Source organism: Actinoplanes sp. NPDC048796, from assembly GCF_040650035.1.
In the GTDB taxonomy this organism is placed as follows: domain Bacteria; phylum Actinomycetota; class Actinomycetes; order Mycobacteriales; family Micromonosporaceae; genus Actinoplanes.
Genome location: NZ_JBEZGO010000007.1, coordinates 384,859 through 407,428 on the forward strand (window position 1 = coordinate 384,859; position 22,570 = coordinate 407,428).

27 protein-coding genes are annotated in these 22,570 nt (G+C 70.1%); 13 read left to right on the plus strand and 14 right to left on the minus strand.

Annotation, left to right across the window (positions count from 1 at the left end):
• Positions 1-213 precede the first annotated feature (213 nt).
• Both AB0C26_RS28920 and AB0C26_RS28925 read left to right on the plus strand, forming a co-directional pair.
• Positions 214-1,182 (plus strand): GNAT family N-acetyltransferase, encoded by a 969-nt coding sequence (locus AB0C26_RS28920; protein WP_360253852.1) that lies wholly within the window; start codon positions 214-216, stop codon positions 1,180-1,182.
• 68 nt (positions 1,183-1,250) lie between these two features.
• Positions 1,251-2,093 carry a helix-turn-helix domain-containing protein gene (locus AB0C26_RS28925; RefSeq protein ID WP_360253855.1) on the plus strand — a complete coding sequence of 281 codons (843 nt, stop codon included), beginning with the start codon at positions 1,251-1,253 and terminating at the stop codon, positions 2,091-2,093.
• On the opposite strand, the gene AB0C26_RS28930 is transcribed toward AB0C26_RS28925, so the two are convergent.
• The 3 genes from AB0C26_RS28930 to AB0C26_RS28940 form a co-directional block, all read right to left on the minus strand.
• Complete coding sequence (locus AB0C26_RS28930; RefSeq protein ID WP_360253857.1) at positions 2,084-2,224, minus strand: hypothetical protein; 141 nt, start codon at positions 2,222-2,224, stop codon at positions 2,084-2,086. The genes AB0C26_RS28925 and AB0C26_RS28930 overlap by 10 nt on opposite strands.
• 112 nt (positions 2,225-2,336) lie before the next feature.
• Positions 2,337-2,510 carry a hypothetical protein gene (locus AB0C26_RS28935; protein ID WP_360253859.1) on the minus strand — a complete coding sequence of 58 codons (174 nt, stop codon included), beginning with the start codon at positions 2,508-2,510 and terminating at the stop codon, positions 2,337-2,339.
• A gap of 78 nt (positions 2,511-2,588) precedes the next feature.
• Entirely contained in the window at positions 2,589-2,921 is a 333-nt protein-coding gene (locus tag AB0C26_RS28940) for an FAD-binding protein (RefSeq protein ID WP_360253861.1), read from the minus strand.
• 187 nt (positions 2,922-3,108) lie between these two features.
• Here AB0C26_RS28940 and AB0C26_RS28945 point away from each other — a divergent pair, with 187 nt between their 5' ends.
• From AB0C26_RS28945 to AB0C26_RS28955, 3 genes are all read left to right on the plus strand, one after another.
• Positions 3,109-3,687 (plus strand): TetR family transcriptional regulator, encoded by a 579-nt coding sequence (locus AB0C26_RS28945; protein WP_360253863.1) that lies wholly within the window; start codon positions 3,109-3,111, stop codon positions 3,685-3,687.
• Between the two features lie 239 nt (positions 3,688-3,926).
• On the plus strand, positions 3,927-4,127 hold the full coding sequence (locus AB0C26_RS28950; RefSeq protein ID WP_360253865.1) for a hypothetical protein: 201 nt from the start codon (positions 3,927-3,929) through the stop codon (positions 4,125-4,127).
• A 22-nt stretch (positions 4,128-4,149) separates the two neighbouring features.
• Entirely contained in the window at positions 4,150-4,860 is a 711-nt protein-coding gene (locus AB0C26_RS28955) for a helix-turn-helix domain-containing protein (RefSeq protein ID WP_360253867.1), read from the plus strand.
• Here the strand turns inward: AB0C26_RS28955 and AB0C26_RS28960 are convergent.
• Positions 4,842-5,417: a dihydrofolate reductase family protein gene (locus tag AB0C26_RS28960; protein WP_360253869.1), complete on the minus strand. Its 576-nt coding sequence runs from the start codon at positions 5,415-5,417 to the stop codon at positions 4,842-4,844. The genes AB0C26_RS28955 and AB0C26_RS28960 overlap by 19 nt on opposite strands.
• A 168-nt stretch (positions 5,418-5,585) precedes the next feature.
• Here AB0C26_RS28960 and AB0C26_RS28965 point away from each other — a divergent pair, with 168 nt between their 5' ends.
• Positions 5,586-5,873: a dihydrofolate reductase family protein gene (locus AB0C26_RS28965; protein WP_360253871.1), complete on the plus strand. Its 288-nt coding sequence runs from the start codon at positions 5,586-5,588 to the stop codon at positions 5,871-5,873.
• Here AB0C26_RS28965 and AB0C26_RS28970 read toward each other — a convergent pair.
• Both AB0C26_RS28970 and AB0C26_RS28975 read right to left on the minus strand, forming a co-directional pair.
• Entirely contained in the window at positions 5,863-6,159 is a 297-nt protein-coding gene (locus AB0C26_RS28970) for a hypothetical protein (protein WP_360253873.1), read from the minus strand. The two genes, AB0C26_RS28965 and AB0C26_RS28970, sit on opposite strands and share 11 nt — an antisense overlap.
• Complete coding sequence (locus AB0C26_RS28975; protein WP_360253875.1) at positions 6,159-6,845, minus strand: class I SAM-dependent methyltransferase; 687 nt, start codon at positions 6,843-6,845, stop codon at positions 6,159-6,161. The genes AB0C26_RS28970 and AB0C26_RS28975 overlap by 1 nt, the downstream gene beginning before the upstream one ends.
• 243 nt (positions 6,846-7,088) lie before the next feature.
• Here AB0C26_RS28975 and AB0C26_RS28980 point away from each other — a divergent pair, with 243 nt between their 5' ends.
• Positions 7,089-8,189 (plus strand): glycerophosphodiester phosphodiesterase, encoded by a 1,101-nt coding sequence (locus AB0C26_RS28980; protein WP_360253877.1) that lies wholly within the window; start codon positions 7,089-7,091, stop codon positions 8,187-8,189.
• A 287-nt stretch (positions 8,190-8,476) separates the two neighbouring features.
• Here the strand turns inward: AB0C26_RS28980 and AB0C26_RS28985 are convergent, their stop codons facing one another.
• The 8 genes from AB0C26_RS28985 to AB0C26_RS29020 form a co-directional block, all read right to left on the minus strand.
• Positions 8,477-8,695 (minus strand): hypothetical protein, encoded by a 219-nt coding sequence (locus AB0C26_RS28985; protein WP_360253879.1) that lies wholly within the window; start codon positions 8,693-8,695, stop codon positions 8,477-8,479.
• Positions 8,696-8,775: 80 nt separating this feature from the next.
• Positions 8,776-9,087 (minus strand): DUF3349 domain-containing protein, encoded by a 312-nt coding sequence (locus tag AB0C26_RS28990; RefSeq protein WP_360253881.1) that lies wholly within the window; start codon positions 9,085-9,087, stop codon positions 8,776-8,778.
• Positions 9,087-9,383, minus strand: coding sequence for a hypothetical protein (locus AB0C26_RS28995; protein ID WP_360253883.1), 297 nt, complete (start codon positions 9,381-9,383; stop codon positions 9,087-9,089). The genes AB0C26_RS28990 and AB0C26_RS28995 overlap by 1 nt, the downstream gene beginning before the upstream one ends.
• A 3-nt stretch (positions 9,384-9,386) precedes the next feature.
• Positions 9,387-10,610, minus strand: coding sequence for an inorganic phosphate transporter (locus AB0C26_RS29000; RefSeq protein WP_360253885.1), 1,224 nt, complete (start codon positions 10,608-10,610; stop codon positions 9,387-9,389).
• Positions 10,611-10,767: 157 nt separating this feature from the next.
• On the minus strand, positions 10,768-12,846 hold the full coding sequence (locus tag AB0C26_RS29005; RefSeq protein ID WP_360253887.1) for a PQQ-dependent sugar dehydrogenase: 2,079 nt from the start codon (positions 12,844-12,846) through the stop codon (positions 10,768-10,770).
• The gene (locus AB0C26_RS29010) at positions 12,846-13,757 is read right to left on the minus strand and encodes a sugar phosphate isomerase/epimerase (protein ID WP_360253889.1); all 912 of its coding nucleotides are present in this window, start codon (positions 13,755-13,757) and stop codon (positions 12,846-12,848) included. Before AB0C26_RS29010 ends, AB0C26_RS29005 begins: the two co-directional genes overlap by 1 nt.
• A gap of 115 nt (positions 13,758-13,872) precedes the next feature.
• Positions 13,873-15,171 carry an aminotransferase class III-fold pyridoxal phosphate-dependent enzyme gene (locus AB0C26_RS29015; protein WP_360253891.1) on the minus strand — a complete coding sequence of 433 codons (1,299 nt, stop codon included), beginning with the start codon at positions 15,169-15,171 and terminating at the stop codon, positions 13,873-13,875.
• A 67-nt stretch (positions 15,172-15,238) separates the two neighbouring features.
• A complete protein-coding gene (locus AB0C26_RS29020) occupies positions 15,239-16,576 on the minus strand; it encodes an aminotransferase class I/II-fold pyridoxal phosphate-dependent enzyme (protein WP_360253893.1) in 1,338 nt (445 codons plus the stop codon).
• A gap of 341 nt (positions 16,577-16,917) precedes the next feature.
• Here AB0C26_RS29020 and AB0C26_RS29025 point away from each other — a divergent pair, with 341 nt between their 5' ends.
• Genes AB0C26_RS29025 through AB0C26_RS29050 form a run of 6 tightly spaced genes read left to right on the plus strand, consistent with a single transcriptional unit; the run spans position 16,918 to position 22,537 of the window.
• Positions 16,918-17,757: a nitrilase-related carbon-nitrogen hydrolase gene (locus AB0C26_RS29025; protein WP_360253895.1), complete on the plus strand. Its 840-nt coding sequence runs from the start codon at positions 16,918-16,920 to the stop codon at positions 17,755-17,757.
• A complete protein-coding gene (gene hydA / locus AB0C26_RS29030; protein WP_360253897.1) occupies positions 17,754-19,154 on the plus strand; it encodes a dihydropyrimidinase in 1,401 nt (466 codons plus the stop codon). The genes AB0C26_RS29025 and hydA overlap by 4 nt, the downstream gene beginning before the upstream one ends.
• Before the next feature lie 11 nt (positions 19,155-19,165).
• Positions 19,166-20,161: a TIGR03842 family LLM class F420-dependent oxidoreductase gene (locus AB0C26_RS29035; protein WP_360253899.1), complete on the plus strand. Its 996-nt coding sequence runs from the start codon at positions 19,166-19,168 to the stop codon at positions 20,159-20,161.
• Entirely contained in the window at positions 20,158-21,000 is an 843-nt protein-coding gene (locus AB0C26_RS29040) for an ABC transporter permease subunit (RefSeq protein ID WP_360253901.1), read from the plus strand. Before AB0C26_RS29035 ends, AB0C26_RS29040 begins: the two co-directional genes overlap by 4 nt.
• Before the next feature lie 8 nt (positions 21,001-21,008).
• Positions 21,009-21,776 carry an ABC transporter ATP-binding protein gene (locus AB0C26_RS29045; RefSeq protein WP_360253902.1) on the plus strand — a complete coding sequence of 256 codons (768 nt, stop codon included), beginning with the start codon at positions 21,009-21,011 and terminating at the stop codon, positions 21,774-21,776.
• The gene (locus AB0C26_RS29050; RefSeq protein ID WP_360253904.1) at positions 21,773-22,537 is read left to right on the plus strand and encodes an ABC transporter permease; all 765 of its coding nucleotides are present in this window, start codon (positions 21,773-21,775) and stop codon (positions 22,535-22,537) included. The genes AB0C26_RS29045 and AB0C26_RS29050 overlap by 4 nt, the downstream gene beginning before the upstream one ends.
• Positions 22,538-22,570 lie beyond the last annotated feature (33 nt).

The window sequence follows — 22,570 nt, forward strand, 5'->3', positions numbered from 1 at the left end:
ACCCGTGCGCCGCGCGGGGCCCGATCGCCCTCGCGCCGCGCGGCCCGTTCACCCTCGCACCCCGCGCGGCCCGTACACCCTCGCAACCGCGCGCGGCCCGCACTCCTCCGGCCGCGCGCGGCCCGCACCCCTCCGGCCGCGCGGCTCGCGCCCTTCGGCCCCGCGCGGTGAAATGAGGCGACGACTCGGGCGCCAGGGGCTAGCCTCCCCCGAATGCATGAAGCATCGAGCGCACTGACCTGGCGGCCGCTCTCCCCCGGCGACGCGAGGACGTCGGCGGACCTGCTGAACGCCATGGAGGCGGTCGACCGGATCGGCGAGTACTACGACGAGCAGGACACCCTCCAGGAACTGATCGACCCCTACACCGATCTCGAGCGCGGGAGCCTCGCCGCCTTCGACGGCGACGTGATGGCCGGCTTCATGAAGACCCGGTACCAGGCGGCGCCGGAGGGAGTCCACCGGATCGTCATGGACGGCGGGGTGGCCCCGGGCTACCGGCGCCGCGGACTCGGCACCCGGCTCGTGACGGCCGGGGTGGCGGCGGCGAAGGATCTGCACGCGCGGCACCACCCGGCGCTGAAGCTGGCCGTCGACGTTCACAAGCCCGAGAGCATGGCCGGCCTGCCGGAGCTGATGACGGCCCAGGGCTTCACGCCGGTCAGCTACTACCAGCACATGCAGCACCCGCTCGGCGACAACGTCACCGGGACGGCGATCCCGGCCGGGCTGCGCGTCGAGCCCTGGTCGGAGCGGAACGACGAGGACTTCCGGCTGATCCGCAACGAGGCGTTCCAGGACGACCTGCTGCGGGCGCCGATGACCGTGGAGTCCTGGAAGAGCAAGATCACGAACCAGGCGTTCCGTCCCACAGTCAGTTTCCTGCTCCGCGACGAGGCGAACGGAACCCCGGCGGGCATGCTGGTGACGATGTCCTGGGACGCCGACACCGCGGCCACCGGCGTCCGCGACGCCCGCTTCATGTTCATCGCGACGCAGCCGGCCTACCGCCGGCGGGGCGTCGCCGCCGCCCTGATCGGGCACGCGCTCCGGGCCGCGGCCGCCGAGGGCTACGACCGGGCGCTCGTCGAGGCGGACTCGGAGAGCCCCGCGCTGAAGGTCTACGAGCGGGCCGGCTTCACCCCGAAGCTGCGCTTCGTGAGCTGGGCCCTCGACGTCTGACCCCACCTGATCGCATCGGGCCGCGCCGGTCGGGCGCGGGCCTTGAGGTCTCCGCCAGAGTGGAACCCGTGATCGCGGCACTGAACCGGCTGGTCTCGCTCGTCGAGGCGGCCGACGAACTCGACGTCGCCGAGACGGCCAAGGAACTCGGGACGACCGAGCACCATCTGCGGCGGATGTTCTCGTCGCTGGCCGGCATGCCGCTCTCGGAGTACGTGCGGCGGCGGCGGATGACCATGGCCGCGGCCGACGTGATCCGGGGCCGGGACGACCTGCTCGGCATCGCCGTGCGCTACGGCTACGGGTCGGCCGAGGCGTTCGGCCGGGCGTTCCGGGCGGTGCACGGCGCCTCGCCCGGTGACGTCCGCCGGAACGGTGGGCCGCTCCGCACGCAGCCGCGACTCACGTTCCGTCTGACCGTCGAAGGAGGCAACCCCATGGAAACTCGCATCGCCGACCGGCCCGCTTTCCGCGTCGCGGGACACGCGGCCCGGGTTCCGCTGATCCACCGTGGCCCGAATCCGCTGATCCAGCAGCACATCGCCGGCCTGCCGGCCGCCGAGCACCAGCGCCTCAAGGAGCTCAGTGACACCGAGCCGGGCGGTCTGCTCCAGGTCTTCGACGACCTGGATTCCGATCGTACGGAGGGCAGCGAGCTCACCTATCTGCACGGAGCCGCCGTCACGGCCGGCACGCCCGTGCCCGCCGATCTGGACACTCTCGAGGTGGCGGCCGGGGCGTGGGCGGTGTTCCGTACGACCGAAGCGTCTCTGCCTGAGACCTGGGCCGCCACGGCGACCGAGTGGTTCCCGTCGAATCCGTGGCGGTTGCGCCCGGGCCCCGAGATCGTGGTGCTGGTCGATCGGGAGGCCCGGGAGCTGTGGCTACCTGTCGAAGGCGCTCAGGGCTGAGTGGGTGAGAGGTCGGAAAGCACCTCGTTGAGCCCGGCCGACGTCAGGTTGGCGTCCAGCGCCAGGAGCTGGGGCAGGACGCCCCTGGTGTCGTTGGCGTAGAGGCCGGCCAGTTCGGTCGCCAGCGACATCCAGCTCGTGGTGGTGGCGCCGGGCGCCCAGGGCCGTGTGCAGCACGCACACGTCCGTGGTGAGGCCGCCGATCGCCAGGTGCTTTCCCGGGGGTACGGCGCTCGAGAAGGCTCATGACGACGCGTACCTCAAGCCCGGGGTCGGCTCCTCCGGATCCATGTGGATGCGCGAGACCACGGGCGACGGCACCCGGGCGAACGTATCGATCTCCGGCTTGAGCTCACGCAGCGGGGCCAGAAGCCGCTCGGCCCGCTCGTCGCCGGCCTGGACGGCGCCGTCGATCATCACCCAGTTCCGGCCGCGGAACGGCTCGGGCAGCTCGGGGGCGAAGCCGTGCCCGGCCGCCTGCTCGACGACGGGCGATCAGGTGGTGCCGGCCCGCACGCGGGCCCGGCGGTGGGCCGCGTCGACAGTGACGCCGGTGAGGCGCGAGGTGCGGAGCATGACCGTACGGCCGAGGTCGGGCAGTGGGTGGGCGTTGTGCCCGGTGCCGACCGGCGTGACCCGCAGGCCGGCCCGGCCGGCGGCGCGCAGGACGGCGCTGATCTGGTCGGCGCTCTCCGGGTAGACCACGGCCGCCGGCCGCAGGTCGGCCTCGAGCGACCAGGTGCCGCGCGCCCGGTCGTATCCGTCATCCCCCGGCAGGAAGACCGTTCCGGCGGCGGTCAGCAGAGATGTCGCCCTGTTGTCGTTCACGATTTCTCCCCTTCCATTTATCTGTCCGGTCGAACGCGGCGGATTCGGAAGAGAATTGTTTGCGGGCAACACCGTCGGGGCGGTTCACCGTCGTGTGTATTGGCACAAAAATAGCGGTCACGCCATTTCGGCAGCCGCTCGCCCATCAGGAAAACACCCCCTACTGTCCGGGTGTACAGTAGGGGGTATGTCACACCCCTCACCCCGGCGGACCCGCGATCCGATCCGCAAACAGGCGGCGATCCTCGCGGCGGCCCGGGCCGTGTTCGCCGAGCGCGGCTACGAGAACGCCACCATCCGCGAGATCGCCCGCCGCGCCGGTGTCACCCACGGCCTGGTCGTGCTGCACTTCTCCACCAAGGAGCAGCTGTTCGTCGCCGCCACCACGCCCGACCCGGAGTCCCTGTTCCAGGGTGTCCTCGACGACGACGTCGCCAAGCTGCCAGAACGCATCGCCGCCTCCTTCGTGCACCGGATGGAGACCTCCGAGGGCGCCGACCCGGTCATCGCCCTCATCCGCAGCGCGGCCGGCGACCAGCAGGCGGCCAAGGCCCTGTTGCGGACCCTCCAGCAGACGGCCGTCGACGGCTACGCGCGGGTGCTCGACCGGCCTGATCTGGACGCCCGTGTCAACATGATGGGCGCCCATCTCATCGGCGTCGCCTTCAGCCGTTATGTGCTGGCCGACGGCCCGGTCGCGACCATGTCCGCCGACGACCTCATCACCCGGCTGACCGCGACGATCCGTACCATTCTGTTCGATTAGCCTTTCCGCCGGCGCACCATTTCCGCGATCCAGATCGGCGCGTACGGCGACGTGCAGTCCGGCGAGGTCGGATAGTGCATGAGGATTTTCCGGCGCTCATGGGCCGGCATATCAGCAGGACGACCAGCCGCGCGGCGGTGTCTCCGGTCGCCCCCACGCGGACGACCATCATGCTCTAAGGGGTCATCTTTGCCTTAAACCCCCGGTTGGGGTACGCCGGTTGGGTACCGTCCGTCTTCGTGGACGACCCGGAGGACGACTCGGCCTGGCCCTTCGAGGGCACCGGCGCGGACGCGCCGCGGGAGAGCCGCTTCGCGATCTGGCGCTGGATCCTCGGCATCTTCGTCATCGTCCTGCTGATCTGCGGCGGCACCGTGCTGGCCCTCAACGCCTGGCTCGGCCACCAACTGGACAAGACCCGCGTCTCCCTCGGCGATTAGCGCGGCGGCGTATTCTTCGCGCGTGGGGCTGCGGTTCGCGACACGAGGGTCGGATTCGGCATGGGTCGACGCCGTGTGGACGTGCGGCAGCGAGCGGGTCGACTCCATGACGGCCGTTGCCGGGGTGCGGTGGGGGCTGGTGTTCTGGGAGCGGGACGGGCGGTCGTACGCGAGTGTCACCGGGCCCGAGACGCGGACCAGCACGGCGCCGGTGCCGGAAGGGGCCAGCTTCACCGGCATCGAATTCGCTGTGGGCACGTCGTTGCGGATCGCGCCGGCACCGTCGCTGGTCGACAGCGGCATCGAGCTTCCCGACACCTCGCGCCGGACGTTCCGGCTCGACGGGGCGCGCTGGGAGACGCCCGGGGTGGATGACGCCGAAGCCCTGGTGGCGCGGCTCGTGCGGGGCGGGACCGTGGTGCGCGATCCGCTGGTCGCCGAGGTGCTGCGCGGGGGCCGCCCGGAGGTGTCGGGCCGGACCGTCGAACGGCGGTTCCGGGCCGCGACCGGGCTGACGCGGGGTGCGGTACGGCAGATCGAGCGGGCCCGGACGGCGGCGGAGCTGCTGGCGGCCGGCGGGACGGCCGGGGACGTGGTGGCCAAGCTGGACTACTTCGACGAGCCGCACCTGGCCCGGGCGCTGCGGTCGTACGTCGGGCGCACCGTCAAGCAGCTGCGGGGCGGCGACGGCGGCGCGATCGGGCTCGACCTTCCTCAGCGCTCGACGTCGTAGACGAGTTTCAGAATTCCGTTCTTGTACGCCTCGGACTCGCGCAGGCTGAGCATGTGCTTGTCGCGGTCGGCCCGGCCGAACAGGCTCTTGCCGGCGCCGAGCAGCACCGGGAAGACGAGCAGGTTGTACTGGTCGATCAGGCCCGCGTCGGACAGCCGCCGGGCGAGTTCGGCGCTGCCGTGGATGAAGATGGCGCCGCCCTCGCCCCGCTTGAGCTCGGCCACGTCCTCGGTGGAACGCAGGATCGTGATCGGCCCCCACCCGTCGACGAGAGCGTCGTCGGTCAGGGTGGAGGAGACCACGTACTTGGGAAGGTCCTTGTAGCCGGCGTGGTCCTCCGAGCCCGGCCAGACCGGCGCGAACGCCTCGTAGCTGCGCCGCCCGAACATCAGGGCGGCCGTGTCGGCGAGCTCCTCCCCCTTCAGCGACCAGGCTTCGGGCACGAACTCGAGGTCCTTGAACACCCAGCCGCCGCTGCGATGCCCTTCGGACGGCCCACCGGGCGAGTCCACGACCCCGTCGAGCGACATGAAACCGGTGTAGACCAGACTGCGCATCGTTCTGTCTCCTCCTGCCGAGAGCGGGCTGCCGAAAACGACGCTAGAGCCTGACCGCCCCGCCGTCTTGGACGGAAACGACAGTGTCGGACTACGGTCTGAAGGCATGGCCTACATCACCTGTGACCGGTCTTCGTCCTGACCCACCACGAGCGGGACGACCTGCCGATGGCGGGGGGCACGACGTTCCACTTCGTCACCGGCGGTGTCGACGAGGCCCTGAAGCGGGCGATCGAGGCGTCCGGGGACGGCACGATCGCCGTCGCCGGCGGCGCCACCACTGTCAACCAGTTCCTCCGGGCCGGGCTGATCGACGAGCTGCGCCTGCACATCGCGCCGGTGACCGTCGGGGCCGGGGCGCGCCTGTTCGACGGCGTGCCGCCGCTGAACCTGGAGCGGATCTCTTCACGCGCGGCGTCGCTGGTCACCCATGTCACGTACACAATCAAGCGCTGACAGCGTGGGCCGATAGCCGAAGCGCGGCCGTGGCGGCGCTGGAGCCGTAGACCCGGTCCAGGGTTCGCGGGAGCGGCCAGCCCCGCTCCGCGAAGGCGGCGGCGACCTCGGGGGCGCGCGCGGCGATCAGGCCCGCGGCGTCGTCGAGCAGGGCGCCGCAGCCGGTGCGGCGGAAGGGGTGGCGGCCGGCGACGACGAAAATGCCGGTCGCCTCGGCCGTCACGGCCGCCCGGGCCACCGCCGCCCCGACGAGCCCGGACGTGCCGGTCACCGCGACGAGAGGCATCAGGGGCCCGGGGTGCGGGCCAGGACGAGGCGGCAGCCGGGGGTGATCAGGTCGGTGGAGACGACGGTGAAGCCGGCGGTGGTCAGGTCGGCGCGCAGGGCCGGGAGTGGTGTGGTGCGGTAGTACATGACGAACGGGGGACGCCACACCGCGTTCCGTACGCGCATGGCCAGGTCGAAGCCGAGCGTGGCCACCCCGGCCACCGAGGCCACGGGTGGGGTGTCGCCGATCGGGAAGGCGAACAGGCCGCCCGGGCGCAGCGCTCGGCGCACACCCGCGAAGACCGCCGGGCGCTCCGACGGGAGGAAGTGGCCCAGCGCGCCGAAGCTGACGGCCAGGTCGAAGTCGCCCGCGAAGGGCAGGGAGCGCACGTCGGCCCGGACCAGGGTGGCCGCCGGGTGGGCGCGATGGGCCTCGGCCAGCATCCCGGCGCTGAAGTCGACGCCGGTGACCCGGGCGCAGCCCACCGATTCCAGGACCGACAGGCCGGCGCCGGTGCCGCAGCAGACGTCGAGGCCCGCCTCGAACGGGCCGGTCAGCGCCGCCGCCGTCGCTTCGAGGACGCCCGACGGCGTACGGAACGGGGTGTGGTCGAATTTCGGCGCGAGGAGGTCGTAGCCGCGCTCGACCGAGGACATCGCCTGGACGAACAGTTCGCGGAGCGACGGTCCCTGTGGCGAGAACATCGCCCGAGCGTACCTACCGGCCGAGCATCAGGCGCGGCAACGTCTCGGCGCCGCGAACCCCTTCGGTGCGAAGAGTCAGCGCGACCGTCTAACTCTGGGTGAACCCGGGATTAACGCGCCGCCCTTTTCGCGCAGTTTCCGTGATCGCTACGTCACTGTTCCCTGTATGTCGATCGCGTCGCTTCGACTCTGCGAGGGACCAGCCGGCGACGGTCGCCGGCGCCGAGTCCCGTGGAGGACCCCGTGCCCGACCGACGTCAGGTGCTGCGCATGAGCGCTGTCGCCGCCGCGGCTCCCGCCCTCACCGGAGCCGCCGCCACCATCGCCACCCCGGCGCAGGCGCACGGCCGTACGAGAACCGAGGTCTTCGGACATCGCGGCGCCTCCGGCTACCGGCCCGAGCACACGCTCGCGTCGTACGAGCTCGCGGCCCGGATGGGCGCCGACTACATCGAGCCCGACCTGGTCTCGACGAAGGACCACGTGCTGGTCTGCCGGCACGAGCCGGAGATCAGCGGCACCACCGACGTGGCGTCACGCCCCGAGTTCGCCGACCGTAAGCGGACCGTGGTCCTCGACGGGGTCAGCGTCACCGGCTGGTGGACCAACGACTTCACCCTGGCCGAGCTGAAGACGCTGCGCGCGATCGAGCGCCTGCCCGCCGTGCGCCAGGAGAACACCCTCTACGACAAGCTGTTCGAGGTGCCGACCTTCACCGAGGTGCTGGCGCTGCGGGCGAAGCTGTCCAAGGAACTCGGCCGCGACATCGGCGTCATCCCGGAGACGAAGCACCCCACCTTCTTCCGCCGGCTCGGCCTCGAGCTCGAGACGCCGCTGGTGCGCGCCCTCGACCGGGCCCGCCTCAACCGGCGCGGCGCGAAGGTGTGGATCCAGTCGTTCGAGGCGGTCAACCTCAAGGACCTCAACCACAAGTACCGCGTACAGGTCAACCTGGTCTTCCTGACCTCCGCCGCCGGTTCGCCGTTCAACGACAGCAGGACGTACGCGCAATACCTCACCCCGGCCGGCCTGAAGGAGCTCTCGTCCTTCGTGGACGGCATCGGCCCCGACAAGAGCCAGGTCATCCCGCGCAACGCCGACGGCACGCTGGGCACGCCGTCGAGCCTGGTCAGGGACGCCCACGCGGCCGGCCTCAAGGTCATCCCGTACACGTTCCGGGCCGAGAACCAGTTCCTCCCGGCCGACTACCGCGTCGGCACCGACCCGAACGCCTACGGCCGGGCCATCGACGAGCAGATCACCTTCCTGAAGACCGGCATCGACGGCCTCTTCACCGACCAGCCCGACATCGGCGTGCTCTCCCGCACGCTCGCTTTCGACTGAGTTCTCACCGGATGACCGGGCCGGCGCTCACCTGAGCGCCGGCTCTGTCACCTCAGAGGCTGAACGGCACTGCGACCGAACGACGAAAGCGCTGCTCACCTCGTCCGGCGTCACGAACGACAGCATCCTCGAGGCGCTGACCGGCCTGCTGGGCAAGCCGATCGCCGAGGCGAACGCGCCGTTCATCCCGACCGCCCACGTGCCGTTCCCGGGCGGCCCCCAGACGGTGTGGACGGCGATCCACGGCCCGCTGGCCGGCCTGGGCTGGAAATCGCATGCCGACTGAGCTATCCGCCGCCCGGACCATCTCCGCGCCGCGACACCAGCAGCACGATTGCCGTGACGAAGAGGCCCCCGGAGCCGCCGAGCACCGTGAAGTGAAGCCACGGGCCGCCGAAGTTGTCGTATGGGTCGTCGAGGAAGCGCGCGGCGAAAACGCACATCGACGACACGGCCATCGACCACAGCACCGTTCGGTTGTGCCACCAGGGACGCTCGGCAGCCACCCGTCCTCCACGTTCACGAAGCTGCCGGCGGCGCGCGGCCCGGAACTGTCCCGGGCCGCGCGCCGCCGGTTGCGGCGGAACTATTCGCGGGGTGGGTCGGCCAGGGGCCAGCCGCCGGCGGCCAGGTGGGCGGAGACGCGGACGATGTCTTCCGGGGTGGCGGCCTGGAGGACCTCGTCGTTGATCATTGCCTCGATGTCGGTGGCGGTGATCGGGTCGCCGCCGGTGGTCTCGGACTGGGCGGCCAGGTCGGCGGCGATCTTGCGGACCTCGTCCTCGGTCAGGCTCCGGCGCAGCAGGCCCAGCAGGGCCACGTAGTCCTGCCTCGGCACGCCGGCCGGATATCCGGCCCGCAGCCAGTCGATGGCTCGGGTGAGAAAGGAGTCGGTCATTACTTGTCCACGATGGTGGGGAAGATGTGGTCGAAGCTGATCGTCTTGCCGAAGCCGCTGGCCACGATGAACGTGATGCCCAGCAGCACGCCCAGGATGACGATCGTGAACAGCACGTAGCCGAGCACCGTGCCCGCCGGGTTCGGGCGGGCGTGCGAGTCCTCCGCGTCGCCGCCTGCGCCCCAGGCCAGGGAGCGGATACCGAGCGCGAACAGGGCCGGCAGCCCGGCGCCGAGCACGAGACCGGCGGCCAGGACCTTCCAGGCGCCTTCGAGGGCGAATCCCAGGTTGCTCATCGATCAGACCCCCGTCTTGGCCGGCTCACGGGTGTCTTCCCCGGAAGTCGCGTCCCATTCGTCGTTCACGTTGTTGTGGTCGATCGGTGTCTGCTTCGAGCGCAGGTACATGGCGCCGGCCGCGGCCAGCAGAAGCGCGAAGATCACGATGGCGCCGGTGAGGCCGCCGATCACGTCGCTGATCCACCACATCAGGGCGCCCACGATGGCGGCCGAGGGCAGCGTGATCATCCAGGCCGCGACCATGCGACCGGCTACGCGCCAGCGGACCTGGGCGCCGGGCTTGCCCACGCCGGAGCCGAGGATGGAGCCGGTGGCCACGTGCGTCGTGGAGAGCGCGAAGCCGAGGTGGCTGGAGGCGAGGATGACCGCGGCCGAGGAGGATTCGGCGGCCATGCCCTGGGGCGGGGCGATCTCGACCAGACCCTTTCCGAGGGTACGGATGATGCGCCATCCGCCGAGGTAGGTGCCGAGGGCGATGGCGATCGCGCAGGAGGCCTTCACCCAGAACGGGATGCTCTTGGTGTCCGTCCAGTCACCGGCGGCGATCAGGGCCAGGGTGATGATGCCCATCGTCTTCTGGGCGTCGTTGGTGCCGTGCGCCAGCGAGACGAGGGAGGCGCTGCCGATCTGGCCCCAGCGGAAGCCGTTGTCGGTGAACCGCTGGGCGACCCCGACGGTGATCTTGTAGATGAACCAGGTGCCGACGGCGGCCACGACGCCCGCGATGACCGGGGAGAGCACGGCCGGCAGGAGCACCTTGCCGACGACCCCGTCGAGCTTGGTGCCGTTGCCGTTCCAGTTGACGCCGGCCCAGCCGAGGCCGGCGATGGTGGCGCCGATCAGGCCGCCGAACAGCGCGTGGGAGGAGCTGGAGGGCAGGCCGAGCAGCCAGGTGAGCAGGTTCCAGATGATGCCGCCGATCAGGCCGGCCAGGATGATCAGCAGGAGTGCTTCGCCGCCGTTGGCGGTGAGCGATTCCTTCGGCGTACCGTCCGAATTCTGGATCTTGACAACGGCGTTGCTGACGGTGAGCGCGACCTCGACGGAGAGGAAGGCACCGATCAGGTTGAGGATGCCCGAGAGGGCAACGGCGACCTTCGGCCGCAACGCTTTGGTGGCGATGGACGTGGCCATCGCGTTGGCGGTGTCGTGGAACCCGTTGGTGAAGTCGAACCCGAGAGCGGTGACCACCACCAGCACCAGAATGACCGTTGACTCTGTCACGAAGCCAGATTCACCCGAGCAACGCGCGCGCGGAAGGTTCAGGTGATCAGCATCTAAATGTTGCGCCCTCGTTAACCTGACGTCCATCTAGGGTTTCGCGCGCACACACGTTTCACCCGGCCGAGCCATACAGCTCGGCCGGGTGAATGGCAACTTGTCAGGGTGTGGGCTGGAGCACGACGGTCGCCGTGCCGGTCTGAGCCGGGTCGCCGGTGTCGGTGTACGACGCCACGAAGACCGCTGTCAGGTTGGAGGCGCCGGCGTGACCGGCGTCCAGGAACGTGGTGATCGAGCCGGTGCAGCCGGACGCCGTGGACAGCGGGTGCCCGTGCTGGTCGTGGCCGAGAACGTAGGTCACCGTGACCCGGGCGCAGTCGACCGGCTGGTCGTCGGTCACCTGGACCTGGAAGTTCACCGTGTCACCGAAGTGGAAGGGCTGCCCGGCCTGCGGGCTGGTGAACGAGACCTTCGGGGCCGCCGTGCCGACCGGCAGGATCACCTCGGCCGAGGAGGACCGGCCGGTGCTGTCGGTGACCTTGAGGGTCGGGCGGTAGTTGCCGTTCGCCGTGAAGGTGAACGTCGGGTTCGGCGACCGCGAGTCGACCCGGTTGTCGTTGTCCAGGTACCACTCGTAGCGCAGGGCGTCGCCGTCCGGGTCGGCCGTGCCGGCACTGGAGAACTGGACCGTCAGCGGCGACTGGCCCGAGGTGGGCGTCGCGGCGACCTTGGCGATCGGGGTGCGGTTGCCGCGCACGTAATCGAACCGGGACAACTGGGCGTCCGGGTTCTCGGCGAAGTAGCCGTCGCCGTACTCGAGGACGTAGAGCGCGCCGTCCGGGCCGAACTCGAGGTCCATCGGGTTGTCGAAGACCAGCTCGGGCAGGACCGACTCGATCTTCGTGACCTGGTTGCGGCGGTCGAGGGTGAGCGCCTTGACCCAGTCGCGGGTCCACTCGGCGAACAGCGGCTTGCCGTCGAACGCGGCCGGCCACTTGATCGGCGACCGGGACCACTTGTCGTAGTCGTAGGCCGGGCCGCCCATCGGGCCGATGCCACCGGTGCCGAGCTCGGGGAACTGGGCCGAGGCGCCGTACGAGTAAGCGATCTCCGCCTTCTCGACCGGCGGCAGGTTGCGCAGTCCGGTGTTGTTGGGCGACTCGTTGACCGGCGCCGCGCAGTTGAACGGGGCCCCGGAGACGCCGGTGGCGAAGTCGTAGTCGACGTACGGCTTGTCGGCGTCGGCGCAGTACGGCCAGCCGTAGTTGGCCGGCTTGTCGATCGCCAGCCAGCGGCCGTGCCCGGCCGGGCCCCGGGCCGGGTTCGCGTTCTGCGCGTCCGGCGAGTAGTCACCGACGTAGATCACGTCGGTCTTGGGGTCGATGGTGAAGCGGAACGGGTTCCGCAGGCCCATCGCGTAGATCTCCGGCTTGGTCTTCGCCGTGCCCGGCTTGAAGAGGTTGCCCTTGGGGATCGTGTAGCCGCCGCTCTTGCCGACCTTGATCCGGAGCACCTTGCCGCGCAGGTCGTTGGTGTTGGCCGCGCTGCGCTGGGCGTCGAAGACCGGGTTGCGGTTGGCCCGCTCGTCGATCGGCGCGTAGCCGTCGGAGGAGAACGGGTTGGAGTCGTCACCGGTCGACAGGTACAGGTTGCCCTTGCTGTCGAAGTCGATCTTGCCGCCGACGTGGCAGCACTGGCCGCGGTCGACCGGCACCTGCAGGATCTTCTGCTCGGTGTCGAGACGCAGCGTGCTGCCCTGCAGCTTGAAGCGCGAGAGCTGCAGGTGGCCCTTGAACCTGGCGAAGTCGGCCGCGGTGCCCTCGTTCGGCGCGTCGCCCTCGTTGACCTGGGGCGTCGTCGGGTCGTCCTTCGGCGTGTTCAGCACGGGCGAGTAGTAGACGTACACCCACTTGTTGTGCTTGAAGTCGGGGTCGATCGCGATGCCCTGCACGCCCTCCTCGTCGTGGAGGTAGACCGGGATCTTCGCGGCGAGCACGTTGCGGCCGGTGGCCGGCTCGTGGATGCGTACCTCTCCGGTCCGGGCCGTGTGCAGCACCCGCCGGTCCGGCAGGACGGCGATAGCGATCGGCTCGCCCGGGAAGTCGTTGAGGGTCACCTTCTGGAAGTCCGACGAAGGTGGCAGCGGCTGGGCCGGCGGCGAGGGGTGGGCCACGGCGGCGCCGGGCGCCACCAGGACGGCGGCGCTGATCGCGCCGAGGACGGACAACTTACGAATCATCAGAACCTCAATCCGGCGAGGTAGTCGTAACCGCGTTCGGCGGTCACGAGGGCCTGCTCGGGCGTACGCGGCGGGGAGCCGGCGTCGTCGCGCTCGACGATGTATTCGATGAGTCCCGCTTCCTTCGAGTGGTCGAAGATGCGGCCGAAGTCGATGAGCCCGTCGCCGGGGTCGGCGAAGCTCGCGTTCACGTCGAGATCCTTGACGTGAACCTGCTTGATGCGGCCGCGGTTCTGTTTGATCAGGTCGACCGGGTCGTGCGCGCCCCGGAAGGCCCAGAACAGGTCGACCTCGAAGTGCACCAGGCGCGGGTCGGTCTCCCGGAACAGGATGTCCATGCCGGTCAGGCTGGTCCCGTTCTGCCGGAAGAACTCGGCGTGGTGGTTGTGGTAGCCGAACTGGAGCCCGGCCTTGCGGGCGAGCGCGCCCGCCTTGTTCAGGTCGGCCGCGAACGCCCGGTAGACGGCGGCGTCGCGGATCGGGCCGTTGGCGCCCTGACCGAAGAACGGGTGGACGATGAACTTGTTGCCGACGATGGCCGCGTCCTCGAGAGCACGCTTCCAGGTGTCGGCGTTCCACGGCTGCGGGATGCCGACGTGGCCCGAGGTGGCCCGGATGCCGGCCTTGTCGAGCGCGGCCCGGAACTGCGCGGCCGTGCGGTTGACGAAGCCGGCGTGCTCGACCCTCTTGTAGCCGATCTCGGCGAGCTCGGCGAGGCTCGCGTCGAGGTCGATCGCGAGCTGGTTGCGCAGCGTGTAGAGCTGCACGCTGATCTGGTCACGCGGGACTCGGCTGAGGTGGCCCCCGTGGGAGCCGCCTGCCTGGGCGGCTCCGGGAACGGCGATGGTCGCGGCGGCGCCGGCCGCCGCTGCGGCGCCGAGGAGTTGACGACGGTTCAGTGAATGCGGCATTGCGGTCTCCCTATCGAACGACGTCGCTCGATAGGTTACCGATCTGTTTCGTCGAAAGTGAAGCTAAGTTTCTTCAGATCAAGCAAAAGTTCTCGCTGTCCGGACAAAACATCGTTTAGATGCGGCTGTCAGCGTCGACAAGTGACAGCGCATCGACGAGGATGCGCAGACCCTCCCGCGCCTCGGCCTCGGTGAGGGTCAGCGCCGGCCCCATCCGCAGCACGTTGCCGTACAGACCGCCCTTGCCCACCAGCAGCCCACCGGCCCGGCACTCGTCGAAGACGCGCAGCGTGGCCGCCGGGTCCGGCTCGGTCGTTCCCGGATGGACGATCTCGACGCCGATCATCAGGCCCTTGCCGCGCACCTCCCCCACGATCGGCAGGTCCAGCGCGCGCAGACCGTCGAGCAGGATCGCGCCGACCCGGGCCGCGTTCCCCTGGAGGTCGTGGTCGAGGACGTAGTCCAGGACGGCGTTGCCGGCCGCCGCCGAGACCGGGTTGCCGCCGAAGGTGGAGAAGCTGATGGCCGGCACCGCGTTCATCACCTCGGCCCGGCCCACGACACCGCCGAGCGCGAACCCGTTGCCGATGCCCTTGGCGAACGTGATCAGGTCGGGCGTGACGCCGTGCGCCTGATAACCCCAGAAATGCTCACCGGTGCGGCCCCACCCGGTCTGCACCTCGTCGGCGATGAGCAGGATCCCGGTCTCGGAGAGGACTTTCTGGTACGCGCCGAGCAGGCCGTCCGGGCCGGCCACGAACCCGCCGACACCCTGCACCGGCTCGGCGATCAGCGCCGCCACATCGCCCGCGGTGACAGTGGCCAGAACCTCGCGCAGGTCGTCGACGGCGGCGTCGAGGATCGCGTCGCCGTCCAGGCCGGCCATCCGCCCGCGCAGCCGGTCGCCGGAGGCCAGCCACGAGACGTTGAGCGGGGTGAGCGCGCTCGACGACCAGCTGCGGTGCCCGGTGACCGCCATGGTGGCGAAGGTCCGGCCGTGGTAGCTGTTCTTGATGGCCAGGATCTGGTTGGAGCGGCGCAGGTTGGTCGCCATGAGCAGCGCGGTCTCGTTGGCCTCGGTCCCCGAGTTGGTGAAGAAGACCCGGGCGTCGGGGATGCCGGACAGCCGCGCGATCTTCTCGGCCAGCTCGACCTGCTGCCGGATGAGATACAGAGTCGAGGTGTGTACGACCCCGGTGGCGAGCTGACGCTGAACCGCCTCGTTGATCTCGGGAACGTCGTAGCCGACCATCGTGGTCAGCACCCCGCCGAAGAAGTCCAGATAGGAGCGGCCGTCGCTCCCGGTGACGCGCCGCCCCGACCCGCTGACGATCTCGAGGGCGTCGTCGCCGTAGTAGGTCGGCATCCAGCTCGGCAGCACAGCCTTGTGGCGGGCCAGCAGATCATCGGTCATGGTCGCTCCTTAGCGGGGTGAATCGGATGAATCCCAGATGCGAGACGGGTGGAGGGGTGGGGCACGGCTACCGCCAGCCGCGGGGGTGCGGGCGGGCTCGGGGGCCGCTGCCCCGGGTGTCGAGCAGGGCGGCGGCGGCCAGGGCGTCGGCGAGGGCCTCGACGTCGGTGGAGACCAGCCCGGCGGTGACGCGGACGTGGTCGGAGGGCAGCGGGGTCACACAGAAGGGGGCGCCGGGGGCTACGGCGATGCCGTGTGCCGCGAGGGCGACCATGGCCATCTGCTGGTCGTCGACGGCCATCCAGAGGTTGATGCCGTCGTCGGCGGTGGCCGTCACCCCGCGGGCGTGCAGGGCCGCGAGCAGAGCCGAACGCCGGGCCGCGTAGACCTCGCGGGCGTCGGAGACCTGGGCGGCCGCGGCCGGGTCGGTGAGCAGGTCGAGCAGGACGGCCTGGAGCAGCCGCGAGGACCAGCCGGGGCCGAGCAGGCGGCGGTCGGCCACGGCCGAGATCACCTGGGCCGGGCCGCCCACCGCGGCCAGGCGCAGGTCGGGGCCGTGCGACTTGGAGAAGCCGGCGATGTGCACGGTCCGCGGCGTGCCCAGGCTGACCGGCGGCGCCGAGGCGATGTCGCCGGCATGATCGTCCTCGACCACGAGCACGCCGGGATAAGAGCCGATGATCTTCGCGAGTGAGGCGGCCCGGATCGCGGTCATGCTCACGCCGGTCGGATTGTGCGCCCTCGGCTGCAGGAACACGGCGACGACCGGGTACGACGCGAGCGAGGCCGCCAGGCCCTCGGGCGACATGCCGGATTTGTCGACCGGCACTCCGATCACTGTCGCACCGACAGTCTGCAACAGGTCGAGCAGCGGCGGAAAGGCCGGATTCTCGACGACCACGTGATCCCCGAAGCGCACCGCCACGCCTATCAGCCGGTCGATCGCGTCCAGAGCACCGTCCACAACGGTCAGGGCGTCCGGCGCGAAGGGCCAGCGAGCGCGCAGCACCTCCTCGAGCCTCGGCAGCACCGGCGCGTCGAGGTAGCTCGACGTCAGCCGCCCGTCCCCGATGCGTTTCAGCGCGTCCGTGAGATCCGGCAACAGGTCGTGGTCGGGCACACCGGTCGACAGATCGTGGGCGACCGCGCCCACCGCGCTTATCTGCGAGTAGCGCAGACGCTGCCGCGACGAAGCGGTCGCGACGAACGTCCCCGACCGCCCGCGCGTCCGGAGAACACCGGCTCGCGTCAGGCTTCGCCACGCCTCGCTCACGGTCGTCGGGCTCACCTGAAGCGAGCGCGCGACGTCTCGTACGGTCGGCAGGCGCGCGCCCGCCGGCAGCGTCCCCGCCGTGATCATCCGGCTGATGGCCGCAGCGATTCCCCGGGCGCTGCGATCGTCCACAGCGTCCACTATTGGCCCGATCAAATTACCTCTCAGAAACATTCCGTTACGTACGGGCAATTGTTCGCATGAATCTGTGTCGTTAGTGTCCTACGGCATCAGGGAGCTCAAAGCAAGCCGCAATCGCCGCCGGTGACAGGGCATGCGATTTCTCGACGGCCGCCGGGTTTGCGGACGTTGGGAAATCGCCTGGCCTGTCACCGGTTACAAGGCGATTGCCGCGGAGCGAAGCGGAGCCAGGAGGGCTAGCGCAGGGGCTATGACGGGGAGTAGACACACGATCACAGGCCTGTTGCGGCCGTGTGAACGCTTATAAAGATCAATTGAGAGGGGCAGCAGTCATGTCCGACGTCGTTCGCGCCGCCCTCGTCCAGACCACCTGGACGGGCGACAAGGAATCGATGATCAAGGCCCACGAGGACTATGCCCGCGACGCCGCAGCACAGGGCGCCAAGGTGATCTGCTTCCAGGAGCTCTTCTACGGGCCGTACTTCTGCCAGGTGCAGGACGCCGCCTACTACGAGTACGCCGAGTCGATCCCCGGCCCGACCACCGAGCGCTTCCAGGCCCTCGCCGCCGAGCTGGGCCTGGTGATGGTCCTGCCCATGTACGAGAAAGAGCAGGAAGGCGTCCTGTACAACACCGCCGCCGTCGTCGACGCCGACGGCTCGTACCTCGGCAAGTACCGCAAGCACCACATCCCGCAGGTGAACGGATTCTGGGAGAAGTTCTACTTCCGGCCCGGCAACCTCGGCTACCCCGTCTTCGACACCGCGGTCGGCAAGGTCGGCGTCTACATCTGCTACGACCGGCACTTCCCCGAGGGCTGGCGCGAGCTGGGCCTGGGCGGCGCGCAGATCGTCTTCAACCCCTCGGCCACCAGCCGCGGCCTGTCGAGCTACCTGTGGCAGCTGGAGCAGCCGGCCAGCGCGGTCGCCAACGAATACTTCATCGGCGCCATCAACCGGGTCGGCATCGAGGAGCTCGGCGACGACGACTTCTACGGGCAGAGCTACTTCGTCGACCCCGAGGGCAAGTTCGTGGGCGAGGTCGGTGACACCCACAACCCCGAATTGATCGTACGGGACCTCGACCTCAGCCTGATCAAGACGGTTCGCGAGCGCTGGCAGTTCTACCGCGACCGCCGCCCGGAGAGCTACACCCGGACGGTGGCCTCGTGAGCATCCTCATCAAGGGCGGGACCGTCGTCGGCACGACCGGCCCGTACGCCGCCGACGTGTTGATCGACGGCGAGACGATCGCCGCGATCTTCGCTCCCGGCCGCGCGCCCGAGGGTCCGGAGATCATCGACGCCACCGGGAAGTACGTCATCCCGGGCGCGATCGACGCGCACACCCACATGCAGATGCCGTTCGGCGGCACCGAGGCCAGCGACACCTTCGACACCGGCACCAGGGCGGCCGCCATCGGCGGTACCACCACGATCATCGACTTCGCCATTCAGCGGTACGGCGAGGTCGTGCAGGACGGACTGGCCGCGTGGCACGCCAAGACGGCGGACACCTGCCACATCGACTACGGCTTCCACATGATCGTGGGCGGGGTCGACGACGAGTCGCTCAAGGCCATGGACCAGCTCGTCACCAGCGAGGGCATCACCAGCTTCAAGCTGTTCATGGCGTACCCGGGCGTCTTCTACTCCGACGACGGGCAGATCCTGCGGGCCATGCAGAAGGCCCGCGACAACGGCGCCCTGATCATGATGCACGCCGAGAACGGGCCGGCCATCGACGTCCTCGTCAAGCAGGCGCTGGAACGCGGCCAGACCGACCCGATCTACCACGGCATCACCCGGCCCCAGGAGCTCGAGGCCGAGGCCACCAGCCGGGCCATCTGGCTGGCCAGCGTGGCCGCCGACTGCCCGCTGTACATCGTGCACCTGAGCGCCTCGAAGGCCCTGGAACAGGTGCGGGCCGCCCGCGACCTGGGCCGCAACGTGTTCGCCGAGACGTGCCCGCAGTATCTCTATCTGACACTGGAGGATCAGCTCGGCGCGCCCGGCTTCGACGGCGCCAAGTGGGTCTGCTCCACTCCCCTGCGCAGCAAGCACGAGAGCCACCGGGCCGACCTGTGGCAGGGCCTGCGCACCAACGACCTGTCCGTGGTCTCGACCGACCACTGCCCCTTCTGCATGAAGGACCAGAAGGAGATGGGCCTGGGCGACTTCTCCAAGATCCCGAACGGGATCGGCAGCGTCGAGCACCGGGTCGACCTGCTCTACCAGGGCGTGGTCGACGGGAAGCTGTCGCTGGCCCGCTGGGTCGAGACGATCGCCACCACCCCGGCCCGGATGTTCGGCATGTACCCGCGCAAGGGCGTCATCGCGCCCGGCTCGGACGCCGACATCGTGCTGTACGACCCGAACGGGCGTACCCGGATCAGCGTCGAGACGCACCACATGAACATGGACTACTCGGCCTGGGAGGGCTGGGAGATCGACGGCCGGGTCGACACCGTCCTGTCCCGCGGCGAGGTCATCTCCCGCGATGGCGAGTACACGGGCCGCGCCGGCCGTGGCAAGTACGTTCCCCGCGCGCTCTCCGACTACCTGGTCTGAACGGAGCCCGCATGGACATCGGAGTGGTACTCCAGAACAACCCGCCGGCCATGCAGGTGGTCGAGCTGGCCAAGCAGGCCGAGGCGGCCGGCTTCAGTCACGTGTGGACGTTCGACTCGCACGTGCTGTGGCAGGAGCCGTTCGTCGTCTACTCGAAGATCCTCGACGAGACCGAGCGGGTGATCGTCGGCCCGATGGTCACCAATCCGGGCACCCGCGACTGGACGGTCCTGGCGTCGCTGTTCGCCACCCTCAACGAGATGTACGGCAACCGCACGATCTGCGGCATCGGCCGGGGCGACTCCGCCCTGCGGGTGCTCGGCGCGACGCCGCAGTCGCTCGGGCAGCTGCGCGAGGCGGTGCAGGTGATCCGCGGCCTGGCCAACGGCGAGAAGGTGACGCTGCGCGGCAAACAGCAGCAGCTCGCGTGGGCGCCGGACAGCCGGCTGGACGTGTGGGTCGCCGCGTACGGCCCGAAAGCCCTGGCCCTGACCGGCGAGGTCGGCGACGGCTACATCCTGCAGCTGGCCGACCCGGACATCGCGGCCTGGATGATCGGCGCCGTGCGGCGGGCGGCCGAGGCGGCCGGCCGCGATCCGATGGCCATCAAATTCTGCGTGGCGGCACCGGCGTACGTCGGGAACGATCTCGGCCATCAGCGGGAACAGACCCGGTGGTTCGGCGGCATGGTCGGCAACCACGTGGCCGACATCGTGGCCCGCTACGGCTCGGACGGCACGGTCCCGCAGGTCCTGACCGACTACATCAAGGGCCGCGAGGGCTACGACTACGCCGAGCACGGGCGGGCCGGCAACACGCACACCACGTTCGTGCCCGACGAGATCGTCGACCGGTTCTGCCTGCTGGGCCCGGTCGAGCAGCACCTCAAGCGCCTCGAGGAGCTGCGCGCGCTCGGCGTCGACCAGTTCGCCGTCTATCTCCAGCACGACGCGAAAGAGGAAACCCTCCGGGCGTACGGCGAGCACATCATCCCGGCGATCTCGTGAGGAAGCTTCTGTACGCCGTCCTCGGGCTCGCCGTCGCCGTCGTGCTGTGGGAGGGCTACAAGGCGGTCGGCAACCCCGACGGGACAGTGCTTTTCGGGGTACGGGTCCTGCCCCGCGCCGACGACCTGTCCATGCCCCACCTGTGGACGGTCCTCGAACGGCTCGGCCGCCCGGAGCTCACGGGCGGCCGGCCGGTCTGGATCGTGGTGGTCCAGGCGTGCCTGTTCACGCTCGGCATCACGGCCGTCGGCTTCGTCGTCGGCGCTGTGGTCGGGCTCCTGCTGGCGGTGGCCATGGAACGGTTCCGGATCGTCGAGCGCGGCCTGCTGCCGTACGTCATCCTCAGCCAGACCGTGCCCCTGGTGGCGCTCGCGCCGCTGGTGGCCGGCTGGGGCGGCACGATCATGCCGGCCTGGGCCGTGGTGTCGGTGATCGCCGCGTACCTGGCCTTCTTCCCGGTGGCCGTCGGGATGCTGCGCGGCCTGCAGTCCCCGTCGGCGAGCGGCGTCGAGCTGATGCGCAGCTACGCCGCCGGCTGGTGGCGCACCCTGGTCAAGCTGCGCTTCCCGTCCTCCCTGCCGTACCTGTTCCCGGCCCTGCGCCTGGCCGGGGCGGCGGCGGTGGTCGGCGCGGTGGTCGGCGAGATCTCCACCGGCACCCGCGGCGGCGTCGGCCGCCTCATCATCGAATACTCGCGCGAGGCCACCTCGGACCCCGCGAAGGTCTACACCGCGATGCTCGGCGCCGCCCTGCTCGGCCTCGTCGTCGCCGGTCTCGTCAGCCTGCTGGAGCTGCCGCTGATGCGGCACCGCCGGCACGTGGAGGTGGTGACGCTATGAGCGCTGTCATGGTTTCGTCCGTCACAAAGGTCTTCAATCAGGGACGCCCGGACGAGGTGGCAGCACTGTCCGACGTGGACCTGACCGTGGGCGACGGGGAGTTCGTGTCGCTCATCGGGCCGTCCGGGTGCGGCAAGAGCACCCTGCTGCGGCTGATCGCCGACCTCATCGAGCCGTCCACCGGCACGGTCACCGTGGCCGGCAAGGGCGCCGGCCAGGCCCGCAAGGAGCAGGCGTACGGGATCGCGTTCCAGCAGGCCGGGCTCTTCGAGTGGCGCACGGTGCTCCGCAACGTCGAACTCCCCCTCGAACTGCGCGGCCTGGGCAAGGCCGAACGCAGGGCGCGGGCCGAGGAGATGCTGGCCCTGGTCGGCCTGGCCGAGTTCGCCGGGCACTATCCGGCCCAGCTCTCCGGCGGCATGCAGCAGCGGGTGGCGATCGCGCGGGCTCTGGCCGTGCAGCCGCCGTTGCTGCTGATGGACGAACCGTTCGGCGCCCTCGACGAGATGACCCGGGAACGCCTGCAGAGTGAGCTGCTGGGCATCTGCGCCAAGACGGGAACGAGCACGGTCTTCGTCACCCACTCCATCTCGGAGGCGGTCTTCCTGTCCGACCGGGTGGTCGTCATGTCGGCCCGCCCCGGCCGCATCACCGCCTCGGTGACCGTCGACCTGCCCAGCCGCGACGACGCCGCCCGCCAGTCACCCCCGTTCTTCGACAAGATCACCGAAGTCCGCCAGGCCCTGCGCGGCGCACCGGTCAGGACCGCCTCATGAAGTGGGTGCGCTCGGTCGTCCCGCCCGTGGCCGTCGGGGTGCTGGCGATCGTGGCCTGGGAGCTCACGGTCTCGCTGGGCCGGGTGGCGCCGTTCATCCTGCCCGCCCCCTCGGCCATCTGGCGCGAGCTGGTCGCCCAGCGGCAGAACGTGTGGGAGGCCGCCCTGGCCAGCGGCGCGAACGCCCTGATCGGCTTGGCCGCCGGCGCCGTCCTGGGCGTGCTGGCGGCCATGGTGGCCAGCCGTTTCACGCCGCTGACCGAGGTCTCCATCCCGTTCGCGGCGGTGCTCAACGCACTGCCGATCATCGCCCTGGCCCCGATCCTCAACAACATGTTCGAGTCGACCAGCAGCATCCCCCGCCGCCTGGTCACGGCGATCATCGTCTTCTTCCCGGTCTTCGTGAACACCCTGCGCGGCCTCCGCGAGGTGGACCCGATCCACCGGGAGCTCATGCACACGTACGCCGCGAGCGGCTGGACCTTCGCCCGCAAGGTCCGCCTGCCGGGAGCACTCCCCTACGTCTTCACGGGCCTGCGCCAGGCGTCCTCGCTGGCCGTCATCGCGGCGGTGGTGGCCGAGTATTTCGGCGGCCTGCAGACCGGCCTGGGCTCGCGGATCACCAGCGCGGCCGCGTTCACCGCGTACCCCCGGGCCTGGGCCTTCGTGGTCGGCGCCTGCCTGCTGGGCCTCGTCTTCTACTTGACCACGCTGCTGCTGGAACGCCTGGCCATGCCTTGGCGAACCCGCCTGATCGCCTGACCCCCCCCGCCGCCAGACCAGGGCCCGCCCTCC